Origin of the sequence: Clostridium kluyveri DSM 555 (genome assembly GCF_000016505.1) — a bacterium.
GTDB classification, from domain to species: domain Bacteria; phylum Bacillota; class Clostridia; order Clostridiales; family Clostridiaceae; genus Clostridium_B; species Clostridium_B kluyveri.
Genome location: NC_009706.1, coordinates 177,833 through 200,773 on the forward strand (window position 1 = coordinate 177,833; position 22,941 = coordinate 200,773).

At 31.0% G+C, this 22,941-nt stretch carries 25 protein-coding genes, 2 tRNA genes and 1 other annotated feature; of the genes, 26 read left to right on the plus strand and 1 reads right to left on the minus strand.

Annotation, left to right across the window (positions count from 1 at the left end; genetic code table 11):
• The first annotated feature begins 104 nt into the window (after positions 1 to 104).
• The 9 genes from fusA (at position 105) to disA (ending at position 10,646) form a co-directional block, all read left to right on the plus strand.
• Complete coding sequence (fusA, locus tag CKL_RS00925; protein WP_011988771.1) at positions 105 to 2,195, plus strand: elongation factor G; 2,091 nt, start codon at positions 105 to 107, stop codon at positions 2,193 to 2,195.
• 146 nt (positions 2,196 to 2,341) lie between these two features.
• The gene (locus CKL_RS00930) at positions 2,342 to 2,581 is read left to right on the plus strand and encodes a hypothetical protein (RefSeq protein ID WP_011988772.1); all 240 of its coding nucleotides are present in this window, start codon (positions 2,342 to 2,344) and stop codon (positions 2,579 to 2,581) included.
• 99 nt (positions 2,582 to 2,680) lie between these two features.
• Positions 2,681 to 3,316 (plus strand): histidine phosphatase family protein, encoded by a 636-nt coding sequence (locus CKL_RS00935; RefSeq protein WP_011988773.1) that lies wholly within the window; start codon positions 2,681 to 2,683, stop codon positions 3,314 to 3,316.
• A gap of 158 nt (positions 3,317 to 3,474) precedes the next feature.
• Positions 3,475 to 3,960 carry a CtsR family transcriptional regulator gene (locus CKL_RS00940; RefSeq protein ID WP_011988774.1) on the plus strand — a complete coding sequence of 162 codons (486 nt, stop codon included), beginning with the start codon at positions 3,475 to 3,477 and terminating at the stop codon, positions 3,958 to 3,960.
• Positions 3,961 to 4,014: 54 nt separating this feature from the next.
• Positions 4,015 to 4,563, plus strand: a complete 549-nt coding sequence (locus CKL_RS00945; RefSeq protein WP_011988775.1) for a UvrB/UvrC motif-containing protein — start codon at positions 4,015 to 4,017, stop codon at positions 4,561 to 4,563.
• Positions 4,564 to 4,565: 2 nt separating this feature from the next.
• Complete coding sequence (locus CKL_RS00950) at positions 4,566 to 5,603, plus strand: protein arginine kinase (protein WP_011988776.1); 1,038 nt, start codon at positions 4,566 to 4,568, stop codon at positions 5,601 to 5,603.
• 20 nt (positions 5,604 to 5,623) lie between these two features.
• Positions 5,624 to 8,062, plus strand: coding sequence for an ATP-dependent Clp protease ATP-binding subunit (locus tag CKL_RS00955; protein ID WP_011988777.1), 2,439 nt, complete (start codon positions 5,624 to 5,626; stop codon positions 8,060 to 8,062).
• A 149-nt stretch (positions 8,063 to 8,211) separates the two neighbouring features.
• Positions 8,212 to 9,567, plus strand: a complete 1,356-nt coding sequence (radA, locus tag CKL_RS00960; protein ID WP_011988778.1) for a DNA repair protein RadA — start codon at positions 8,212 to 8,214, stop codon at positions 9,565 to 9,567.
• 14 nt (positions 9,568 to 9,581) lie between these two features.
• Positions 9,582 to 10,646, plus strand: coding sequence for a DNA integrity scanning diadenylate cyclase DisA (disA, locus tag CKL_RS00965; RefSeq protein WP_011988779.1), 1,065 nt, complete (start codon positions 9,582 to 9,584; stop codon positions 10,644 to 10,646).
• Between the two features lie 36 nt (positions 10,647 to 10,682).
• Here disA and CKL_RS00970 read toward each other — a convergent pair whose 3' ends face one another.
• Positions 10,683 to 11,084 (minus strand): nucleoside triphosphate pyrophosphohydrolase family protein, encoded by a 402-nt coding sequence (locus CKL_RS00970; protein ID WP_011988780.1) that lies wholly within the window; start codon positions 11,082 to 11,084, stop codon positions 10,683 to 10,685.
• Positions 11,085 to 11,517: 433 nt separating this feature from the next.
• Here CKL_RS00970 and CKL_RS00975 point away from each other — a divergent pair, with 433 nt between their 5' ends.
• The 17 genes from CKL_RS00975 to rplL all read left to right on the plus strand — a co-directional run bounded on the left by CKL_RS00975 (position 11,518) and on the right by rplL (position 22,735).
• A complete protein-coding gene (locus tag CKL_RS00975; RefSeq protein ID WP_011988781.1) occupies positions 11,518 to 12,645 on the plus strand; it encodes a PIN/TRAM domain-containing protein in 1,128 nt (375 codons plus the stop codon).
• On the plus strand, positions 12,635 to 13,330 hold the full coding sequence (gene ispD, locus CKL_RS00980) for a 2-C-methyl-D-erythritol 4-phosphate cytidylyltransferase (protein WP_011988782.1): 696 nt from the start codon (positions 12,635 to 12,637) through the stop codon (positions 13,328 to 13,330). Before CKL_RS00975 ends, ispD begins: the two co-directional genes overlap by 11 nt.
• 212 nt (positions 13,331 to 13,542) lie before the next feature.
• Positions 13,543 to 14,940, plus strand: a complete 1,398-nt coding sequence (gene cysS, locus CKL_RS00985) for a cysteine--tRNA ligase (RefSeq protein WP_011988783.1) — start codon at positions 13,543 to 13,545, stop codon at positions 14,938 to 14,940.
• Positions 14,941 to 14,973: 33 nt separating this feature from the next.
• Positions 14,974 to 15,399, plus strand: coding sequence for a Mini-ribonuclease 3 (locus CKL_RS00990; RefSeq protein ID WP_011988784.1), 426 nt, complete (start codon positions 14,974 to 14,976; stop codon positions 15,397 to 15,399).
• 32 nt (positions 15,400 to 15,431) lie between these two features.
• Entirely contained in the window at positions 15,432 to 16,250 is an 819-nt protein-coding gene (gene rlmB, locus CKL_RS00995) for a 23S rRNA (guanosine(2251)-2'-O)-methyltransferase RlmB (protein ID WP_041700890.1), read from the plus strand.
• Complete coding sequence (locus CKL_RS01000; RefSeq protein WP_011988786.1) at positions 16,247 to 16,759, plus strand: NYN domain-containing protein; 513 nt, start codon at positions 16,247 to 16,249, stop codon at positions 16,757 to 16,759. Before rlmB ends, CKL_RS01000 begins: the two co-directional genes overlap by 4 nt.
• 83 nt (positions 16,760 to 16,842) lie before the next feature.
• Positions 16,843 to 17,475, plus strand: coding sequence for an RNA polymerase sporulation sigma factor SigH (gene sigH / locus CKL_RS01005; protein ID WP_041700891.1), 633 nt, complete (start codon positions 16,843 to 16,845; stop codon positions 17,473 to 17,475).
• Between the two features lie 221 nt (positions 17,476 to 17,696).
• Positions 17,697 to 17,771, plus strand: a tRNA-Gly gene (locus CKL_RS01010).
• Between the two features lie 9 nt (positions 17,772 to 17,780).
• Positions 17,781 to 17,856 (plus strand) — tRNA-Thr (locus tag CKL_RS01015).
• An 88-nt stretch (positions 17,857 to 17,944) separates the two neighbouring features.
• Positions 17,945 to 19,138 (plus strand): elongation factor Tu, encoded by a 1,194-nt coding sequence (gene tuf / locus CKL_RS01020; protein ID WP_011988788.1) that lies wholly within the window; start codon positions 17,945 to 17,947, stop codon positions 19,136 to 19,138.
• 233 nt (positions 19,139 to 19,371) lie between these two features.
• Complete coding sequence (gene rpmG, locus CKL_RS01025) at positions 19,372 to 19,521, plus strand: 50S ribosomal protein L33 (protein WP_011988789.1); 150 nt, start codon at positions 19,372 to 19,374, stop codon at positions 19,519 to 19,521.
• Positions 19,522 to 19,564: 43 nt separating this feature from the next.
• A complete protein-coding gene (secE, locus tag CKL_RS01030; RefSeq protein ID WP_011988790.1) occupies positions 19,565 to 19,795 on the plus strand; it encodes a preprotein translocase subunit SecE in 231 nt (76 codons plus the stop codon).
• A gap of 48 nt (positions 19,796 to 19,843) precedes the next feature.
• Complete coding sequence (gene nusG / locus CKL_RS01035; RefSeq protein WP_011988791.1) at positions 19,844 to 20,365, plus strand: transcription termination/antitermination protein NusG; 522 nt, start codon at positions 19,844 to 19,846, stop codon at positions 20,363 to 20,365.
• Positions 20,366 to 20,446: 81 nt separating this feature from the next.
• A complete protein-coding gene (rplK, locus tag CKL_RS01040; RefSeq protein ID WP_011988792.1) occupies positions 20,447 to 20,872 on the plus strand; it encodes a 50S ribosomal protein L11 in 426 nt (141 codons plus the stop codon).
• A 58-nt stretch (positions 20,873 to 20,930) separates the two neighbouring features.
• Positions 20,931 to 21,620, plus strand: a complete 690-nt coding sequence (gene rplA / locus CKL_RS01045) for a 50S ribosomal protein L1 (RefSeq protein WP_011988793.1) — start codon at positions 20,931 to 20,933, stop codon at positions 21,618 to 21,620.
• A gap of 38 nt (positions 21,621 to 21,658) precedes the next feature.
• Positions 21,659 to 21,787, plus strand: a sequence feature (ribosomal protein L10 leader region).
• Positions 21,788 to 22,333, plus strand: coding sequence for a 50S ribosomal protein L10 (gene rplJ / locus CKL_RS01050; RefSeq protein WP_011988794.1), 546 nt, complete (start codon positions 21,788 to 21,790; stop codon positions 22,331 to 22,333). It begins immediately after the preceding feature.
• 30 nt (positions 22,334 to 22,363) lie between these two features.
• Positions 22,364 to 22,735 carry a 50S ribosomal protein L7/L12 gene (rplL, locus tag CKL_RS01055; protein WP_011988795.1) on the plus strand — a complete coding sequence of 124 codons (372 nt, stop codon included), beginning with the start codon at positions 22,364 to 22,366 and terminating at the stop codon, positions 22,733 to 22,735.
• Positions 22,736 to 22,941: the final 206 nt, after the last annotated feature.

The window sequence follows — 22,941 nt, forward strand, 5'->3', positions numbered from 1 at the left end:
TTTAAAAGGGATTTTTAATTATTAAGTAGAATATTATATAAATAGAGTATAATTAATGAAGTAAAATATATAAATTAAATGTAAAGTACAAGGAGGAATTGCCTATGAAAACATATTCAACAAAAAATTTAAGAAACATAGGAATTATTGGACATAGTGGTTCTGGAAAGACTACATTGACAGAAGCGATACTTTACCATACGAAAACTATAGACAGATTAGGAAAAATTGAGGATGGAAATACAACTAGTGATTATGATCCAGAAGAAAAGAAAAGACAAATATCTGTATCAGCCTCAATAGCTTCATGTGAATGGAAAGATATAAAAATAAATTTGGTTGACATACCAGGGTATTTTGATTTTATAGGAGAAACTTTTCAAGGATTAAGAGCAGTTGATTTAGCTATGATTGTTGTATCAGGTGTGTCAGGAATCCAAGTAGGAACTGAAAAGTCTTGGAATCATGTAAATAAGGAAAAACTTCCAAGGGCGTTTTATATAAATAAATTAGATAGAGAAAATTCAGATTTTGATAAAGTATTAGCTGATTTAAAAGAAAAGTTTGGTTTATCCGTGGTGCCTATACAATATCCTATAGGGAAAGAAAATAATTTCAAGGGTATTGTAAACGTTATTTCGGGAAAAGCTAAGATATTTGATGAAACAAGCAAAACAATGAAGGATATTGATATTCCAGAGGATATTGTGGAAAAAATTGATGATTGTAAAAATATGATTATGGAGGCCGTGGCAGAAACAGACGAAGAACTTTTAGATAAATATTTTAATGAGGGTACTTTAAGTGATGAAGATATCTATACGGGACTTATAAATGGCTGCACTAAAGGAGATGTAGTCCCTGTAATGTGTGGCTCTGCTGCCAATGTAATAGGGGTGGAAACTCTGCTTGAGAATATAGTTCAGTGTTTTCCATCTCCAGCAGATGTGGAATCTATTATCGCTAAGAATTTAAAAGATAATTCTGAAGTTACAATTAAGATAGATGAAAAAGAACCTTTTTCAGCATTTGTTTTTAAGACTATAGCAGATCCTTTTGTAGGAAAGTTATCTTTGTTTAGGGTTATGACAGGAAAGCTTAGATCTGATATGACGGTGTATAATGTTAAAAAAGATAAAAGTGAAAAAATAGGGTCTATGTATTTTTTAAAGGGTAAACAACAAATAGCTGCATCTCAAATAATAGCAGGTGATTTGGGTGCTGTGGCCAAATTACAATTTACAAGTACGGGAGATACCCTATGTGAAGTTTCATCTCCTGTTATGTTTGAGGATATCAAATTTCCACCAGAGGTAATAGCAAAAGCAGTTTTGCCTAAATCAAAAAATGATGAAGATAAGATATTAAGTGGATTAAATAAATTATTGGAAGAAGATCCTACCTTTAAAGTGACTAGGGATATGGAAAATGCAGAGGTAATAATTTTTGGAATGGGAGAAACACATACAGATATAATATCTTGTAAATTGAAATCTAAATTTGGTGTAGATGTTATCTTACAAGATCCAAAAATACCTTATAGGGAAACTATAAAAAAAGTTTCTGATGTACAAGGTAAACATAAGAAACAGTCTGGGGGACACGGACAATATGGAGATGTAAAAATTAAATTTGAACCTAGGGTAGATGGAGAAGATGATTTGGAGTTTGTGGATAAAATAGTGGGAGGTGTAGTACCAAGGCAGTATATACCAGCTGTTGAAAAAGGACTTAGAGAATGCATAAGTCAAGGAGTTCTAGCTGGATATCCTGTCATAAGGCTAAAAGCTACTCTTCATGATGGTTCTTTCCATCCTGTAGATTCTTCAGAAATGGCGTTTAAGACAGCTGCATCTATTGCATATAAAAAAGGCCTTCTAGAAGCACAACCTGTGCTGTTAGAGCCAATTGTACATTTAGAGGTATCTGTTCCTGAATATTATATGGGAGATATAATAGGAGATATAAACAAAAAAAGAGGAAGAGTTCTTGGAATGAATTCTTCTGGAGAGAATCAAGTAATAATAGCAGAAGTGCCTCAATCAGAAATGTTTAGATATGCTACGGATTTGAGATCTATGACTCAGGCTAGAGGAGATTTTACTATGAGATTTGAAAGATATGAAGAAGTTCCACCTGCTCAAGCTAATAAAATAATAGAATCCAGGAAAAATGTAAAAGTTAAGGATGAATAAATTAAAGCTTGAAGAAGAAGACTGTTGCGCTGAAAAAATTAGTGCAGCAGTCCTTTTTAAGTTTAGTAATATGAATATTTTTATTTACTAAATTAAATAATAATTTTATTGGCTAGTATAATGTAGTTAATTTAAGGAGAGATTTTATGTCAAAATACAAAATGAACATAATGGGCAAAATTGCTTTGCAAGATTATAGCAGTATACAAGATTATATGTCAATAGTGAATAGAGATGATGATTTAACCATAATTATAGATAAAAATGATGATGAAAATATAAAAATTATATGTAATATGTTAGAGAACAAAAATTTTGTAATTAGTTCAAGTAAAGTTTCCGATGGAAACAGACATTGTATAAGAGCATTTAAAAATATAGATTGAAGTATAATTTTTAGCGAATTATATGATATAATAAAAAATTATAAGAGTGTATATAAATTTTTATTATATAATTTCTTAAATTAAAAGGAGATAAATAATATGGTTAAATTGTATTTAGTAAGACATGGGGAAACTATATGGAATATAGAGAGAAAAATGCAGGGCGGCATGAAAGATTCACCTTTGACTAAGAAAGGTATTGAACAGGCGAATTTATTAAAAAATAGAATGGAGAATATAAATTTTGATATAATATATTCAAGTCCATTAGAAAGAGCGGTAAAAACTTCTAGAATAGTAGCAGCACAGAGAAATATACCTATAATAAAGGATGACAGACTCATGGAGATAGATATAGGAGAATGGGGAGGATTAACTAAAGAACAAGCTCGAGAGAGAAATCCAGAACAACTTAATAATTTCTGGACAAACCCTAAGATATATGTTCCTGATACAGGAGAAAGTTTTGCACAGGTAAAAACCAGAGTTGTATCTCTAATTAAGGAGATTATTAGTAAATATGAAGGCAAAAGTATCCTAATTGTAACTCATACTGTAATATTAAGAATTATGATGGCGTATTTTGAAAATAGACCTTTAGATGAATTGTGGGAAGGTTCTTATATTCATCAAGCAAGTTTAAGTGAGGTTGAAATAGAGAATGGATGCTATAATATTTTGTTGTATGGAGATACATCACATTTAGGAGAGATAAAAAGTGTAAATACAATATAAAATCATAGTATATCTTAGAAATATGGGGAAAAATATATTTAAATTTGGTATTTGATTAAAAAATACTGAATTTAAATATATTTGAATGTTGATTTAATATATAATTAATAATATTATTAAAGAAAGTCAAAGAAAGTCAAAGTCAAGAAGGTGATAAGTTGGCAAGATTATCAGATATAATAGAAGAATTTATAAAGGATATGTTTAATAATAGTAATAATAATGATGAGCTTCAGATTGGAAGAAATGAATTAGCAAACCATTTTAGTTGTGCCCCTTCACAGATAAATTATGTATTAACTACTAGATTTACTATGGATAAAGGATATTATATAGAGAGTAAACGAGGAGGAGGAGGCTATATAATTATAAAGAAAGTAGAGATTAACTGCAATAAGAATTTACTTGATATTATAATAGAAAGAATAGGAGATAGTATAACTTATAATGCGGGAGCACAAATTATAGAGGGATTATTTGAAGAAGAAATTATAACAGAGAGAGAGACCATAATATTAAAGGCAGTTATAAATGACAGAACATTAAATACTATGATGGAAAATAAGAATAAATTAAGAGCAGATATATTGAAAGCCTTGATGCTTGTTATATTCAATACCCCTAAATTTGTTATTAATAGATAAATATGTGATATAATATTATTATAATATTATATTTACATGTGTGGGAGTGATAATATGCTTTGTGATATATGTAAAAAAAATGATGCCACAGTTCATGTGACGAAAATAATAAATGGACATAAACAAGAGATCAATTTGTGTGAAAAGTGTGCAAAGGAAAAAGGAGAATTGAGTTTTGTACCCTCAATAGATTTTGTTTCTTCATTTGGATTTCAGAATATTTTAAGCGGAATTATGGATTATATGAGTAGCGGAAATAATGAGCAATACAAAACTTTCGACATACGTTGTAAAAACTGCAATACATCCTATAGTGAATTCAAAAAGACGGGGCTTGTAGGATGCAGTGAGTGTTATAAAAATTTTACTAATATTTTAGAACCAATAATTAAAAGAGTGCAGGCAAATTTAGATCATACGGGTAAAGTTCCTAAAAAAACAGGGAAAAATATTATAGAGAAAAAAAATCTTCTCAAATTAAAAGAAGACCTTCAAAAAGCAGTATCTTTAGAGGAATATGAAAAAGCTGCCACTATAAGAGATAAAATAAAAGAGATTGAAAAACAAATTCATTTAAATAAAGACAGCAAAAAGGAGGAGTAGTTATGAATAATTGGGTGACTACTTATGAAAATCATAACTATGGCTTGGTAATAAGCAGTAGGATAAGATTAGCCAGAAATTTAGCTAAAATTCCCTTTTCACATAAATTAAATATAGAAGAAAGTAAAAAAGTAATTAAAAATGTAGAAAATGCCTTTTATACATTTTCAAATACGGAGGAAAAGTTTAAGAGTAATTATTTATGGGATAAAAATGATAATGAGAAAAATATTTATCTGGAAAAGCATCTTATAAGTAAAAATTTGATAGATAATTCGTCTAAAGCAGCTTTTATATTAGATGATAAGGAAACCATAAGTATTATGATAAATGAAGAGGATCATGTGAGAATCCAATGTATAACAGGAGGTCTAAATTTGGAGGAGGTATATGATGTAAGTGAAAAAATAGACGATTTGTTAGAAGAAAATTTGGAATATGCTTTTGATGAAAAACTAGGATATTTAACAGCATGCCCTACTAATGTAGGAACGGGACTTAGAGCTTCTGTCATGCTTCATTTACCTTCACTTTCTTTAAATAATCAAATAAATGGATTTTTAAATGCATTAGCTCAAGTTGGTATGACTATTAGAGGATTATATGGCGAAGGTTCAAAAGCTATAGGAAATATATATCAGATTTCCAATCAGGTAACTTTAGGCCGCAGTGAAGAAGAGATATTAAGTAATTTAAAAGCTTTAGTTCTTCAAATAATAAATCAAGAGATAATTTCCAGAGAGAATCTTATGAAGAAATATAAATATGAGTTAGAAGATAAAATTTATAGAGCACTTGGAGTATTGAAATCTGCAGTGCTTCTAAACTCAAGTGAATGTTTAAAGCTTTTATCAGATGTAAGATTAGGAGTAGAGATGGGGATAATTAAAGATGTAAATGGTATAACTTTAAATAAACTCTTGGTGGAATCCCAGCCGGCTACAATACAGAAAATATACGGAGAGAGTCTATCAAATAAGGATAGAGACTTTAATAGGGCTAAATTTGTTAGAGAAAAATTGGCTGTAAACACAGCTTAAAAAGGAGAGTGAAATACATTATGATGTTTGGAAGATTTACAGAAAGAGCACAAAAGGTATTAATTTATGCTCAAGAAGAGGCACAAGCACTCCAACATGGTTATGTGGGTACAGAGCATATACTTTTGGGAGTATTGAAAGAGGATGGAATAGCTAAGAACTTTTTAAATAACATGAATATTACTATAGAAACAGTAAGAAGTTTTATAGAAGAGTATGAAGGCAGAGGAGAGATTGATTTATACAATAAGGAAATACCTCTTACTCCGAGAACAAAAAGACTTTTGGAGTTGAGCTTATTTGAAGCTAGAAATTTAAATCACAACTATATTAGTCCAGAACACATTCTGCTTGCGTTGATTAGAGAGGCAGAAGGGGTTGCGTTTACTATTTTAAATAATTTAGGTGCTGATTTTAATAAATTAAGAAAACAGCTTATAGATTCTCTTTCAGGAGAACAATCTGTTAGTTCAAATAATTCTAAAAAAGAAAATGGAGAGCCTACTCCAACCTTGGATCAATTTGGCAGAGACTTAACTGATATGGCCAGGGAGGGAAAATTGGATCCAGTTATAGGTAGAGAAAAAGAAACTCAGAGAGTTTTGGAAATATTAAGCAGAAGAACTAAAAACAATCCTTGTCTTATAGGAGATCCAGGGGTAGGTAAGACAGCCATAGCAGAAGGATTGGCAGAAAAAATAGTGGCAGCCAATATACCTGAACTTTTAAAAGGAAAAAGAGTAGTTACTTTGGATCTTTCTTCAATGATAGCAGGTTCCAAATACAGGGGCGAATTTGAAGAAAGACTTAAAAAAGTTATGGAAGAGATAAGGAAATCAGGGAATGTAATATTATTTATAGATGAAATTCATACCATAATAGGAGCTGGAGCTGCAGAAGGAGCTATAGATGCTTCTAACATATTAAAGCCGGCTTTGGCTAGAGGAGAAATACAATGTATAGGAGCAACCACTATAGATGAATATAGGAAGTATATAGAAAAAGATGCTGCCCTTGAGAGAAGATTTCAGCCTATATTAGTAGGAGAACCTACTAAAGAAGAAGCAGTCTTGATATTGAAAGGTTTAAGAGATAAATATGAAGCCCATCACAGAGTGAAAATAACGGACGAAGCTATTGAGGCTGCAGTAAATTTGTCTGATAGATATATTACAGATAGATATTTACCGGATAAGGCTATTGACCTTATTGATGAAGCGGCTGCTAAAGTAAGAATACAAAATTTGATTGCTCCGCCGGATTTAAAGAATTTAGAAGTTGAATTGGAAAAAGCAACTAAAGAAAAAGAAGACTCCATTAGATTACAAGATTTTGAAAAGGCTGCTAAGTTAAGAGATATAGAAAAAGAATTGAAGGATAAGTTAGAAGGCTTAAAAACTAACTGGAAGACTAAAAAAGAAGTATCTACATTATTAGTAGGAGAAGAAAAAATTGCTTCTGTAGTGTCACAGTGGACTAATGTACCTGTGGAAAAATTAACCGAAAAAGAATTACAGAGATTACTAAAATTAGAAGACATTCTTCATAAAAGGGTGATAGGTCAGGATGAAGCAGTTAAATCTATAGCAAGGGCAGTAAGAAGGTCTAGGGTTGGACTGAAGGATCCTAAAAGACCTATAGGTTCATTTATATTTTTAGGACCTACGGGGGTTGGAAAAACTGAACTATCCAAAGCACTGGCAGAGGCTATGTTTGGTGATGAAAATAATCTTATAAGGATTGATATGTCTGAATATATGGAAAAACACACCGTATCTAAACTTATAGGATCTCCTCCAGGATATGTAGGATATGATGAGGGAGGACAGCTTACGGAAAAGGTAAGAAGAAATCCTTACTCAGTAGTACTGTTTGATGAAATCGAAAAAGCACATCCTGAGGTATTTAATATACTGCTGCAAATACTTGAGGATGGAAGATTGACGGATGGAAAAGGAAAAACTATAAACTTTAAGAATACTATAATTATAATGACATCCAATGTAGGGGTATCTACCATTAAAAAGCAAAAATCTATGGGATTCACTATTGTAAGTGATAATGAAAAACAAGATGAATATGATAAAATGAAAGACAATATAATGGAAGAGTTGAAAACTTCTTTTAGACCTGAATTTTTAAATAGGATTGACGATATTATAGTATTCCACCAATTACAAGAAGATGATTTAAAACAGATAGTAAAGATTATGTTAAATGATGTTTCTATGAGACTTAAAGAGAAGGACATAGATATTAATTTCAACGAAAAAGCACAAGAATTGTTAGCAAAAGAAGGATTTGATATAACTTATGGAGCCAGACCTCTTAGAAGGGCTATAACTAAAACCGTAGAAGACAAACTTTCAGAAGAAATGTTAAAGGGTAATGTTAAAAGAGGAGATAAAGTGGAAGTAGCTGTTCAAGGAGAAGAGTTGACTTTTAATAAAGTTGATTAAAAACAAATTTAAATAAGCTCCACTCTTGATAGAGAGTATGGGGCTTATTTTTATGGAATTTTAAATAGTTTTAAAAAAATTATATAATTTTTCACAAAACTATATAATTATACTGTATAATTATATCTTATATAGGAGGAGATAATTACATGGTAAAGAAGAAAACTATCTTTATATGTCAACAATGTGGATATCAATCTCCAAAGTGGTTAGGGAAATGTCCTAGTTGTAATAATTGGAATAGCATGATAGAGGAACTTAAACCAACTAAAGGAGCATGTTTTTCAAATCTAGGATTTGAAAGTATGCCAAAAAGCATAAATGATATAAAATCTGGTGAGCATGAAAGACTTGATACCGGCATAATGGAATTAAATAGAGTTCTTGGAGGAGGTATTGTTAGAGGTTCTATTACACTCATATCGGGGGCTCCTGGTATTGGCAAATCCACATTACTTTTACAAGCGGCTAGTAATATTGCAGATAAATATGAAAAAGTACTATATGTTTCCGGAGAAGAATCGGAAGAGCAGATAAAAATGCGAGGTGATAGGCTTAACTCCTTATCAAATAATCTTTATGTGATTTCTGAGACTAATTTAGATAAAATAGAAAGTCATATAGAAAAAAATAAACCTACCTTTGTAGTCATAGATTCTATACAAACTTTATTTAAAGAGTATGTAAGTTCTGCGCCAGGGAGTGTATCTCAAGTTAGAGAAACCTCCAATCATATTATGCGTATAGGAAAGTCAAATAGTATATCTTTTTTTATAGTGGCACATGTTACAAAACAGGGTGAACTTGCAGGTCCTAGGGTATTAGAACATATAGTTGATACGGTACTATCTTTTGAAGGGGAAAGAACTGAAGAGTTTAGAATACTTAGAACGGTAAAAAACCGATTTGGTACCACAAGTGAAATTGGTGTATTTGAAATGGCAGAGCATGGACTCAGGCAAATATCTAATCCTTCTGCAGCATTTTTAGGAGAAAGGGACTTTCAGAAAGAAGGCTCTATAGTTATTGGGATAATGGAAGGCAGAAGACCTATATTAGTTGAAATACAAGCTTTAGTTAGTGAGACTAGGGCAGTTATTCCAAGAAGAACAGCAGTAGGAGTGGATATATCCAGATTAAATTTAATTTTAGCAGTATTAGAAAAAAAGATTAAAATTCCATTTTATAATTGTGATGTTTATGCTAATGTAGTAGGAGGACTCAAATTAGAAGGTACATTTGGAGATTTAGGATTAGCACTGGCTCTTATATCCAGTTCTAAATCTAAAGAAATGAGTTTAGATAATCTTTTGGCAGTAGGAGAAGTAGGCCTCACAGGTGAAATTAGGCCAGTATCTTTCTGCGATAGGATTGTAAGTGAAGCAGAAAAAATGGGATTTAAAAATATATTAATACCAAGTAGAAATAAAGAGAAAATAAATAATAAGAAAATAAATATTATAGGTGTATCTTCTTTGAAGGAATCCTTAAATAAAGTTTTTTGATTAGGGTGATAATTTTGAGATTAGAAAAAGAAAAGGAACTTAAAAGTATATTAAAGCTTTTAGCTCCTGGAACTCAGCTTAGAGAAGGGCTCGAAAATATATTGAGAGCTAAAACTGGAGGACTTATAGTGCTTGGAGATAGTGAACAGATATTAAAAGTAGTAGATGGTGGATTTGCCATTAACTCAGAATATAGTCCTTCTTATATATATGAACTTGCAAAAATGGATGGTGCTATAATACTCAGCAGTGATTTAAAAAAGATACTATATGCAAATACTCAGCTTATTCCAGATTCAACTATTCCTACCTTTGAAACTGGAACAAGGCATAGGACAGCGGATAGAGTGGCCAAACAAACAGGAGTTATAGTTATTGCAATTTCTCAGAGAAGAAATGTTATAACGGTATATAGGGGACATATTAAATATGTTTTGAGGGACAGCAGTGTTATGCTTGGAAGAGCCAATCAGGCACTTCAAACTTTAGAGAAATATGTAGCTGTATTAGATAGAGTTGTTAATAATCTTAATATTCTTGAATTTCAAGATATAGTTACATTATTTGATGTAATGACAGCTATTCAAAGAACTGAAATGGTAATGAGAATAGTATCTGAAATTGAAATATACATATGTGAGTTAGGGAATGAAGGAAGATTAATTTCTATGCAATTAAATGAACTTATTAAAAGTGTAGAGCGAGATGGAATATTTATGATAAGAGATTATTGTCAAACTGATATGGATTATGATGAAATATATAGGCAGATTCAAGAAATAAGCTCTGACGATGTTTTAAATCTTGATTTTATTTCTAGAGCTATGGGATATGTGGGAGTGCCATTGGTTGATACGCTTATATCACCAAGAGGATATAGAATGTTAAGTAAAATTCCTAGAATACCGGCTACTGTAATGGATAATCTAGTTAAAAATTTTAAGGAACTTAAAGAGATTATGGAAGCCTCTTATGAAGACCTTGATAGGGTTGAAGGAATAGGTGAAGCTAGAGCTAGAGCAATAAAAAATGGGTTGAGGAGACTTAGAGAACAGATTATGATAGATAATAAATTTTAGCACAAAATAATATTAAATATTATTTTGTGCTAAAAATTATCTAAAAGAATATTTTCCTAAAGTATTTATTTTATCATATTCTTTTAAAAGTATATCGTATAGGTTTAAATCAAGTATATTACACAAAGAAGTAAGATAAAATAGATTATTTCCTATTTCATTTTGTATCACATCTCTACAGTTATCACACAGAGAGCCTTTTGTATGTGTATTTAAACAATTTTTTAAAAATTCAATATTTAAAGTGTTGTCTTCAGATAGGTGCTGTTTTTTAGCGCAAACTTCTATGCATCCACAATTGGTAACAGATTTTGCGATGGCTCTGTTTATCCGGGCATTTGATTCTTGAAATTTAGTAATTATATCTAAAATACTCTTATGTCTTAATAATGATTCATTTACAGCATTTTGAAAGTCGTCAAATATTATATCTTTCATCCAGTTCAACTCCTTATATAGATTTAGCATATTATCTACAATATTTAAATGTAGTGTCAGAGAAATTTGTTAGTAAAATAAATTTATTCTTAAGTTCTATAATACCATATTTTACTAACAATAAATATATATTTAAATTACAAATTATACTATATAACTTATATAAACAATAGTTTCCGTAAAATGTATTTATAAATCTATGAAATTTGCTTTATATATATAATAAACTAATAGTCCCATTATTGATAGGGGGAATTGTATATAAAATGCTACTTGAGGATTATTTTTATACAGATATATTGATTAAATAAATTATTTAAGTAAATAATTTATTAAATAAAACTAGTTTTATTGAAAAAAGTGTCCACTTAATATATTATATTAAGTAAATAAAATGAAAAAAATGTAATTAACGTATAAGGAGGTGTATTTGTTGTTAAAAAAGATACTTAGAGGGCTTTTTACAATAATAGGCTTAATATTAGGATATTTGGTAGGAGATGTTGTTATAAATTCTGAGTATTTTACCCAAATATTTTATGTAAGTGATAATCCTATAAAAAAGATCTTATTTTTAATTTTATTAACTTTGTTTTTTGGAATTATATTATTTTTAATATCACCTTGGATTAATTCAGTTATTATGAAGATTATGGATTATATTGAAAAAAATATTCAAAAACTTCCTGCAACAGAAATACTATTAGGAGTGGTAGGAGCGTTAATAGGCCTTCTTATATCATCAGTATTTCTCAATTTATTGGCGAAGGTGCCTATTGTAGGAGCTATGTTAGCAGTGGTGGTAGCTATACTTATGGCTGCTCTGGGAGCTAATATAGCCATAAGAAAGAGAGAAGAACTTATGTCCTTGCTATATAATATAGGGTATAGGAGAGTTCAAGGAATTAATAAAGACAAGAAAGTTAAAGATGAGTGTGAACAAAAGGTATATCCTAAGGTTTTGGATACTTCTGTAATAATAGATGGCAGAATATTTGATATATGTCAAACTGGATTTGTTGAAGGACCATTAATAATTCCAGATTTTGTATTAGCAGAATTGAGACATATAGCAGATTCTTCAGATGGATTAAAGAGAACCAGAGGAAGAAGGGGACTGGATGTATTAAATAAAATACAAAAAGAACTAAACATTGATGTCCAAATATATGAAAAAGACTTTCCTAACATTGCTGAAGTGGATAGTAAACTTTTGAAGCTTTCACAGGTGTTAAATGGCAAGGTAGTAACAAATGATTATAATTTAAATAAGGTTGCGGAATTTCAGGGAGTACCGGTACTGAATATAAATGAACTTGCTAATGCAGTAAAACCTGTGGTACTTCCTGGAGAAGAAATGAATGTTCAGATAATTAAAGATGGAAAAGAATCAGGACAGGGTATAGCTTATTTAGATGATGGTACCATGATAGTTATAGAGGGAGGAAAAAAGTCTATAGGAGAAACAAAAGATGTAGTAGTAACATCTGTACTACAAACTGCAGCGGGAAGAATGATATTTGCAAAACAAAAAGAGGAGTTACAACCTTATGAAAAGTAACTATGCCGTCATTGTAGCTGCAGGTAAGGGAAAAAGAATGAAAATGCCAATTAATAAACAATTTATTTGTATTCAAGGTAAACCAATATTGTATTATTCTATTAGTGTATTTTCAAAAAATCCATTAGTGGATAAAATTGTATTAGTATGTGCTGAAGATGAAATTGAATATTGTAAACAAGAGATAGTTAAAAAGTATAATTTTGACAAAGTGGTTAAAATAGTTAGCGGAGGAAAGGAACGGCAGCATTCGGTGTTTAATGCATTAAAAGTGTTGGAGAATTGCAGCGTAGTTTTAATTCATGATGGAGCAAGACCATTTGTTACAGATAGGATAATTGAAGATGGAATAAAATATTCTAATATGTATGGGGCTTGTGCCTGTGGAGTTGTACCTAAAGATACCATAAAGATTAAAGGCAAAGAAGGATTTAGTTATAAAACGTTGGTAAGGAAGGAATTATTTATAGTTCAAACGCCCCAGTGTTTTGACTATAATTTAATTTATGATTGCCATAAGAAACTTGCAAACAATAAAGTTCAAGTTACTGATGATACTACAGTAGCGGAATACTTTGGAAATATGGTTTATTTATATGAAGGAAGTTATGATAATATAAAGATAACTACACCTGAAGATTTAATTATAGCAGAAAATATATTTAAAACACATAAATATATATAAATTTAAGATGGAACCTTGCAGTTTTATGTACTTAATATAAGCTGCAGGTTCTGTTTATATTAAAGAATAATGGACAGTATATGAATGGGGCTTAAATAAGTTCTAATAATGTGATAAAATATTTAAGGAATTAAAATTAAACATTTTATGATATTAATTATATGATATTAGTAGATGGTATACGGATAAGACTAAGGGAGGTATAAAGGTTAGTGAGAATTTTTAATACAATGACTAGAAGAAAAGAAGAATTTGTTCCTTTGATTCCAGGAGAAATAAAAATGTATGTATGTGGCCCTACAGTGTACAATTTTTTCCATATAGGTAATGCCAGAACTTTTGTTGTGTTTGATACTGTAAGGCGATATTTTGAATATAAAGGTTATAAGGTAAATTTTGTACAAAATTTTACTGACATAGATGATAAAATGATAAAGAAAGCAAATGATGAGAACATAACTGTACAGCAGCTTGGAGATAGATTTATAGATGAATATTACAGGGATGCAGATGCTTTAAATATAAAAAGAGCTACAGTAAATCCAAGGGCTACACTTTATATATCTAAGATAATTGAGTTTATACAGGATTTAATAGATAAAGGTTATGCTTATTCAGTAGATGGTGATGTATATTTTAATGCAAAAAAGTTTAATAATTATGGCAAGCTTTCAGGACAAAATATTGAACAACTTCAATCAGGAGCTAGAATAGATATAGATGAAAGAAAAAAAAATCCTATGGATTTTGCAGTTTGGAAGAGTGAAAAGAAAGGGGAACCTTCATGGGAAAGTCCTTGGGGAATGGGAAGGCCTGGGTGGCACATAGAGTGTTCTTGTATGGCGTATAATATATTAGGTGAAACTATAGACATACATGCAGGAGGTTCTGATTTGAAATTTCCACATCATGAAAATGAGATAGCTCAAAGTGAGGGTAGAACAGGCAAAGTGTTTGCTAAGTATTGGATGCATTCTGCATTTGTAAATATAAATAATCAGAAAATGTCTAAATCCTTAAATAATTTCTTTACTACACGAGAAATCTTGGATAAATATGAACCAGACGTTATAAGGTTATTTATGTTATCCGGTCATTATAGGACTCCTATAAATTTTAGTATTGAACTTTTAGATTCTACTAAATCAGCATTAGATAGAATTTGTAATTCAATTATAAATTTAGAAGAACTTTCAAGTAAAGTTAAGAATGATGGAATATTGGATAGTGAAATAAAATATAAAGAACATTTAAATAGTTACAAACAACGATATATAGAGAAGATGGATGATGACTTTAATACTGCAGATGCTATATCAGTGATTTTTGATTTAATAAGAGATATAAATACTAATATAGATGAAAATTCATCTATGGAAATAATTAAATATTCACTTGCTCTAATAAGAGAATTAGGTTCTCCTCTTGGAATACTTCAGAAGTCTAAAAGGGGAAGTATAGAAACAGAAGTTGAACTTTTAATAGAAAAAAGACAAAAAGCTAGAAAGGATAAGAATTGGGCATTAGCAGATAAAATAAGAGATGATTTAAAAGATAAAGGAATAATTTTAGAAGACACTTCAGATGGAGTAAGGTGGAAAAGGGTATAATTTATTTATGTAACTTAAATCAGGAGAAATTAAATGGAAAGTAATTTATTGAAAATAAAATTTGATAAGGTAGATATTAGGCAATTGAATCCCCTTACACTTGCATTTGTAGGAGATGCTGTATATGATGTACTTGTTAGAACTTATTTAATAAATAAGTTTCAAAGTATATCTGTTCATAATCTCCATGTTAAAGCCATAAAGTTTGTAAAGGCTCATTCTCAAAGTGAAATTATAAAGAGATTGGAAAAGCAATTATCAGAGGAGGAGCTTTATTTTTTTAAAAGAGGAAGAAATGCTAAATCTGGAACAGTTCCTAAAAATGCAGATATACAAGAATATAGATTTGCAACGGGATTTGAAACTTTGATAGGTTTTTTATATTTAACTGGTGAAGTGGATAGATTAAATTACCTATTCGAATTTATAATCACTTTGAATGATAAGGGTGAATTTTAGGATAAAAAATGATTAAATTAAAAGGTAGAGATATGAAAAATAAGTATAATGTTTTAAGGCATAAAAACAAAATAGAAAATTTGAAAAGTGAGCCCCAATTTAGGGAAGATTTAATTGAAGGAAGAAATTCAGTTATGGAAGCTTTAAATTCCAACAATGTAACTATAGAGCAAATTTTTGTATTAGATGGAAATATGTCAGGCTCCATAAATACCATATTTGCAATTGCTAAGGAAAAACATATAGTTGTAAAAAAAGTGGATAAAAGAAAGCTAGATAGAATTTCTCAAACAGGAGTACATCAAGGGGTAATTGCAAAAGTGATCCCTTATAAATACTGTGAATTGGAAGATATACTGGATTATGCCTCAGAAAGAGGAGAATCTCCTTTTATAATTATATTAGATGAGATACAAGATCCTCATAATTTTGGAGCTATAATAAGAACTGCAGAGGTATCTGGAGTTCATGGAATTATAATACCTAAAAGGAGAAATGTTGGTATAACTCCTACGGTATATAAGTCTTCTGCTGGAGCAGTGGAATATATGAAAATATGTAAAGTTACAAATTTAAATACTATAATAGAAAAACTAAAAAAAGAGAATATATGGATATATGGGGCCGACATGACGGGGGAAAACTATTGCTTTGATGTTGATTTTAACAGTTCCATAGCTTTAATCATAGGAAGTGAAGGAAAAGGAATATCAAAGCTGACCAAGCAAAAATGTGATAAGTTAGTGAAGATACCTATGATGGGTAATATATCCTCCTTGAATGCTTCTGTAGCAGCAGGTATGTTAATGTACGAAATACTAAAGCAAAAAATAAAAAGTGATAGAAATTGAGAATTATTTTTGTAGATGGATATAATGTAATAAATAGTTGGCCTGAATTAAATGATATAAAAAATTATAGTTTTGAAGCTGCAAGACAGCAACTTATAGAAACTGTAAGTAATTATGCAGCTTATAAAGGATATAGTATTTTTATAGTATTTGATGCCCATATGGTGGTAGGAAGCTTGGAAAAAAGGGAAAAAGTCAGCGAAAATGTTGAGGTGATATTTACCAAAGAAAATGAAACAGCAGATTCTTTTATAGAGAAAACGGTCAATAGAATAGGACGGAGAAGTGAAGTATTTGTGGTAACTTCTGATTCTTTAGAACAACAAATAACATTTCAAAGAGGAGCTGTGAGAATGTCTTCTATTGAATTTTATCATGAAGTTAAGCAGATAGAATCAAAAATAAAAAGCAAAATTGAGAAAAAATATTCTAAACAAAAACATACTTTGGAGGATAGAATAGCAAAGGATATGCTGGAAAAACTTGAAAAAATTCGCAAAAGTCGTTAAAATCTATTGACTATAAATTTAATTTTAATGTATAATTAACTTATGTTCTTTATATTTGTTTTGGAGGGGATATCTTGGTGGATATGGGTTATAATGGTAAGAAAATTTCCTCCTTTGAAGAAAAATTGGATGAGGAAGTAGTTATTCAAGCAAAAGAAGGAGATGTAAGAGCTCAAGAATACATGATAAATAAATATGAAAATTTTGTTAAATCCAAAGCAAAATCCTATTTCTTAATTGGAGCAGACAAAGAAGATATTTATCAAGAAGGTATGATAGGGCTTTATAAAGCAATAAGGGATTTTAAAACAGATAAATTATCGTCCTTTAAAGCTTTTGCTGAACTCTGTGTGACACGTCAAATAATAACAGCCATAAAAACTGCTACCAGACAAAAGCATATTCCATTGAATACGTATGTTTCTTTAAACAAACCTATATATGATGAAGAATCTGATAGAACCTTATTGGATGTTTTATCGGAAGCTAAAGTTGCAGATCCAGAAGAATTAATAATTAGTAGAGAAGAGTTAAAGCATATACATAACGAGATAGGTGAGGTGCTGTCTAGTTTGGAAATGGAAGTTCTTATGTCTTATTTAGATGGTAAATCTTATCAGGAGATTGCTTGTGATTTGGATAGACATGCTAAATCCATAGATAATGCTTTGCAAAGGGTTAAAAGAAAGTTAGAAAAATGCTTAATTAATAAATAGGCAGGATAAATGCATGTTAAAGAATAAGTGCTGATTTTTTAATATATTTATAATCTTTGTATATATTTATTAAATTTTAAAATAGTCTAGAATCAAAGGGTAATAAATTTCATGTGTTTGTCCTGAATAAATAGAAAATACATATTGACAAAAAAATATACTTGTATTAAAATTGATAATCGGTATGTAGCGTTTATTGGTATTAAAGACAAAGGTTTTAGGCGGGAGTAGTTCAGTGGTAGAACACCAGCTTCCCAAGCTGGCTGTCGCGGGTTCGAGTCCCGTCTTCCGCTCCAATTAAAATTGCCCATGTAGCTCAGTAGGCAGAGCGTCACCTTGGTAAGGTGGAGGTCACCAGTTCAATCCTGGTCATGGGCTCCAATTTATATGGTAATTTTATGAAGTTCTTACAACACACCAGGATGAGTTTACTTAAATAAAATGTGTAACAAACAAGGAGGAAGAAGTAATGTCAAAAGAAAAGTTTGAGAGAACAAAACCACATGTAAACATAGGAACAATAGGACACGTAGACCACGGCAAGACAACATTGACAGCAGCAATAACAATGGTATTAGCAAAAGAAGGTAAAGCATCAGCAACAAAGTATGATGAAATAGATAAGGCACCGGAGGAAAAAGAAAGAGGAATAACAATAAATACAGCACATGTAGAATATGAGACAGAAGTTAGACACTATGCACATGTAGATTGTCCAGGGCATGCAGACTATGTAAAGAACATGATAACAGGGGCAGCACAAATGGACGGAGCAATACTTGTAGTAAGCGCAGCAGATGGTCCAATGCCGCAGACAAGAGAGCATATACTACTGGCAAGTAGGGTAGGGGTACAGTATATAGTAGTATTTTTAAATAAATCAGACCAGGTAGATGATCCTGAATTAATAGAATTAGTAGAAATGGAAGTAAGGGAATTATTAAGTGAATATGGATTCCCAGGAGACGATGTTCCAATAATAGTAGGAAGTGCATTGAAGGTAATTGAGAACCCAGAGGATGCAGAAGCAACTAAATGTATATATGAATTAATGGAAGCAGTAGATACTTATATACCAACTCCAGAGAGACCAGTAGATAAACCATTCTTAATGCCAATAGAAGATGTATTCACAATAACAGGAAGAGGAACAGTAGCTACAGGAAGAGTAGAAAGTGGAGTGCTTAAGATAGGAGACGAAGTAGAGATAGTAGGATTAAAGGAAGAGAAGAAGAAGACAGTATGTACTGGAGTAGAAATGTTTAGAAAGCTTCTAGATCAGGCTATGGCAGGAGATAATATAGGAGCATTATTAAGAGGAATACAGAGAGAAGAAATAGAGAGAGGACAGGTATTATCAAAGCCTGGTTCAGTAAAGCCGCATAAGAAATTTGTAGGTCAGGTGTATGTATTAAAGAAAGAAGAAGGCGGAAGACACACACCATTTTTCAATGGATATAGACCACAGTTTTATTTCAGAACAACAGATGTAACAGGGTCAATATCATTACCAGAGGGAGTAGAAATGGTAATGCCAGGAGATCATATAGATATGAATGTAGAACTTATAACACCTGTTGCAATGCATGAAGGATTGAGATTTGCAATAAGAGAAGGCGGCAGAACAGTTGGTTCAGGTGTTGTTACTACAGTGTCTGAATAAGTGTGTTAAGGACTGGGTTCTAGACCTAGTCCTTTTGAAAGTGTAGATTAGTATTCTTTATAGTAAACTTCACCTGAACCCAAGAATCACCTGATAATTTTCAATAGCATTGACATAAAAACTAAGTTGTGATAAATTGTTTAAGTAATGTATTAAGTTAAAGGTGAATTTTTAGTTGAACATAGAGTATATATGAACTTATATTTACACTTTACCTGGGAGGTGTTAAAGAAATGAGAGTAAAAGTGATATTAGCATGTACAGAATGTAAACAGAGAAACTATAACACAATGAAGAATAAAAAGAATAATCCCAATAGATTAGAAATAAAAAAATATTGTCCATTTTGTAATAAGCATACAGTTCATAAACAGACTAAATAATATTTAAGATGCACAGGTTAAAAATTTTGAGGATGTGAACGAAATGTCTGCACGTGATAACGCCAAAAAAGTTGATAGGCAAGTTACGCCTGAAGGGGGATTCTTTAATTTTTTTAAAGGATTAGTGGTGGAATTTAAAAGGATAACTTGGGCCTCTAAAGAAGATGTAAAGAAAGCAACAATAGCTGTTATTGCATTTTGTTGTATTTATGTAGTGATTGTTGCGGTGATAGATTTTGGGTTGAACTCTTTAGTTAAAACTATTTTAAAATAAGAAAGAATAAGGAGGTAAGGGATAAGATACTATTCTGTCCCTAAAGTTATGGCAGATAAAGCTAAGTGGTATGTAGTTCATACATATTCTGGTTATGAAAATAAAGTTAAAATGAATCTTGAAAAAACTATAGAAAACAGAGAACTATATGATTGTATAGATGATGTTCAGGTGCCTATGGAAGAACAAGTTGAAATTAAAGATGGAAAAAAGAAAATAACGTTAAAAAAAATATTTCCAGGATATGTTTTAGTGCACATGATAATGACTGATGATTCTTGGTATGTAGTTAGAAATACTAGGGGAGTTACAGGGTTTGTTGGACCTGGATCTAAACCTGTACCTCTTACTGATGAAGAAGTAAAAGATATGGGCATTAATGAAAAACTTGTAAATGTAGATATATTAGTAGGAGAAAATGTAAAGGTAAGGTCTGGACCACTAGAGAACTTCTTAGCTGTCATTCAAGAGATAAATATTGAAAAAAGAAAAGTTAAAGCTTTAGTTAATATGTTTGGCAGGGAAACTCCTGTTGAGCTTGATTTTAATCAAATAGAAAAAATAGAATAATGTATAAAATTTAAATTTTAAAAAATAAGTGGTATAAAATAGATTTCTTATATAACCACATTATAGGAGGTGTATATATTTATGGCTAAAAAAGTAGTGGGAATGATAAAACTTCAGCTTCCAGCAGGAAAAGCGACTCCAGCTCCACCAGTAGGTCCGGCCCTTGGGCAACATGGAGTAAATATTATGGGCTTCTGTAAGGAATTTAATGCTAAAACTGTCAAACAAGAAGGATTAATAATTCCAGTAGTAATTACTGTATATCAAGATAGATCATTTAGTTTTGTATTGAAAACTCCACCTGCAGCAGTGTTACTTAAAAAAGCAGCAGGAATAGAAAGTGGTTCTGGTGTACCGAATAAAACTAAGGTTGCTAAAGTTACTGAAGAACAAGTTAAACAAATTGCTGAAACTAAAATGGTAGATTTAAATGCTTCATCTGTTGAAACTGCTATGAAAATGATAGCAGGAACTGCAAGAAGTATGGGAATAACTATAGAAGGATAATTAATTGAAGTGTAGTGGAAGGTGTAATGCCGTTATTACCACAAGGGAGGAATTGAAATTGGGAAAAAAATACAAAGAGAGTACTAAGCTTATTGACAGAAAAACACTCTATACACCTTTAGAAGCAATGGAGCTTGCATTAAAAACAGCAAAAGCTAATTTTGATGAAACTATAGAGTTATCGATAAAGCTTGGAGTAGATCCAAGACATGCAGATCAACAGGTGAGAGGAGCCGTAGTTCTTCCTCATGGAACTGGTAAAAAAGTTAGGGTTTTGGTATTAGCTAAAGGAGATAGAATTAAGGAAGCAGAGGATGCTGGAGCTGACTATGTAGGAGCAGAAGAATATGTTGAAAAGATTCAGAAGGAAAATTGGTTTGATTTTGATGTAGTAGTGGCAACTCCAGACATGATGGGAGTGGTAGGAAGATTAGGTAGAATATTGGGACCTAAAGGATTAATGCCAAATCCAAAATCAGGTACGGTTACTTTTGATGTGGCAAAAGCTATTCAAGAAATTAAAGCTGGTAAGGTTGAATATAGAGTAGATAAAACATCTATTGTTCATGTACCTATAGGAAAAAAATCTTTTGAAGTACAAAAGCTTTTAGATAATTTTCGTGTGCTAATGGAAGCTATAATAAAAGCCAAACCATCAGCTGCTAAGGGACAATATTTAAAGTCTGTGGCAGTTTCAAGTACTATGGGACCTGGCATAAAAATAAATTCAGTTAAGGTTTTGGAATAATATTGACATAAATAGTCAGTTTATATATAATGTTAAAAGTTGAATAAGTATATTTTCCTTAGACAATAGGTGCAAAATGCGTAACGGTAAAACCAACCTATCCAGGATTCCAATATAAAGTAAAGGTGGTCTCTCTGTGTCTATAGGGAGGCTTTTGATTTTTATATATGCTTAAAGCAATATATTCTAGACCGTTAGGAGGTGGTTATAAAGTGAGCCAAAATAAAGCGTTAAAGCAAGCTAAAGTTGAAGAAATTAAAGATAAAATGGAGAAAGCAGAGAGTATAATATTTGCTAAATACCAAGGATTAACTGTGGAAGAAGATACTAATCTTAGAAAAGAGTTAAGAGAATCAGGTGTAGAATATAAAGTTTATAAAAATACATTATCTATAAGAGCTGCAAAAGAATTAGGCTTTGATAAACTAGAAGATATTTTTGTGGGTCCAGTGTCAATAGCCTTTGGATATGATGAACCTACTACACCAGCAAGAATTCTTAATGACTTCTCAAAAAAATATAAAGCACTAGAATTAAAGGGTGGAGTTGTACAGGGAGAAATATTTGATGTAGATAAGGTTAAACAACTTGCTACTATACCGTCAAAAGAAGTTCTTATTGGAAAATTACTTGGAAGTTTCAAGGCTCCATTGTCAAATTTCGTATACTTATTGAGTGCAATTGAAGAAAAGAAAAAATCAGAAGAAGCTTAATTTTAGAAAAATTTTGGAGGTGTCTATAATATGAGTAAAGAAGAAATCATTCAAGCTATAAAAGGAATGAGTGTTTTAGAGTTAAATGAATTGGTAAAAGCATGTGAGGAAGAATTTGGCGTAAGCGCTGCGGCTCCAGTAGCAGTAGCTGGTGGTGCAGCAGCTGGCGGCGGAGATGCAGCAGAAGAAAAAACAGAATTTGACGTAGTTCTTAAGGCATCAGGTTCAGAAAAAATAAAAGTTATAAAAGCAGTTAGAGAAGTAACAGGATTAGGATTAAAAGAAGCTAAGGCTTTAGTTGATGGAGCACCTAAACCGTTAAAGGAAGCTGTAAGTAAAGAAGATGCTGAGGCTATAAAGGCTAAATTTGAAGAAATTGGCGCTGAAATAGAATTGAAGTAAAAATTAATAATATGTTATAAAAGAGGTGCTTTAATACAAAGTACCTCTTTAATAGTTTTAATAAATTTTGGAATTTTGTCATTGACAATACTTTTATACTGTGATAAAATAATAAATCGCATTGATTAGTTATGAATTTAAGTTCCAATGCTTTAAAATTTAACATAATTTGAATTAATTATAATAAATAGGGTATAATATTTTGA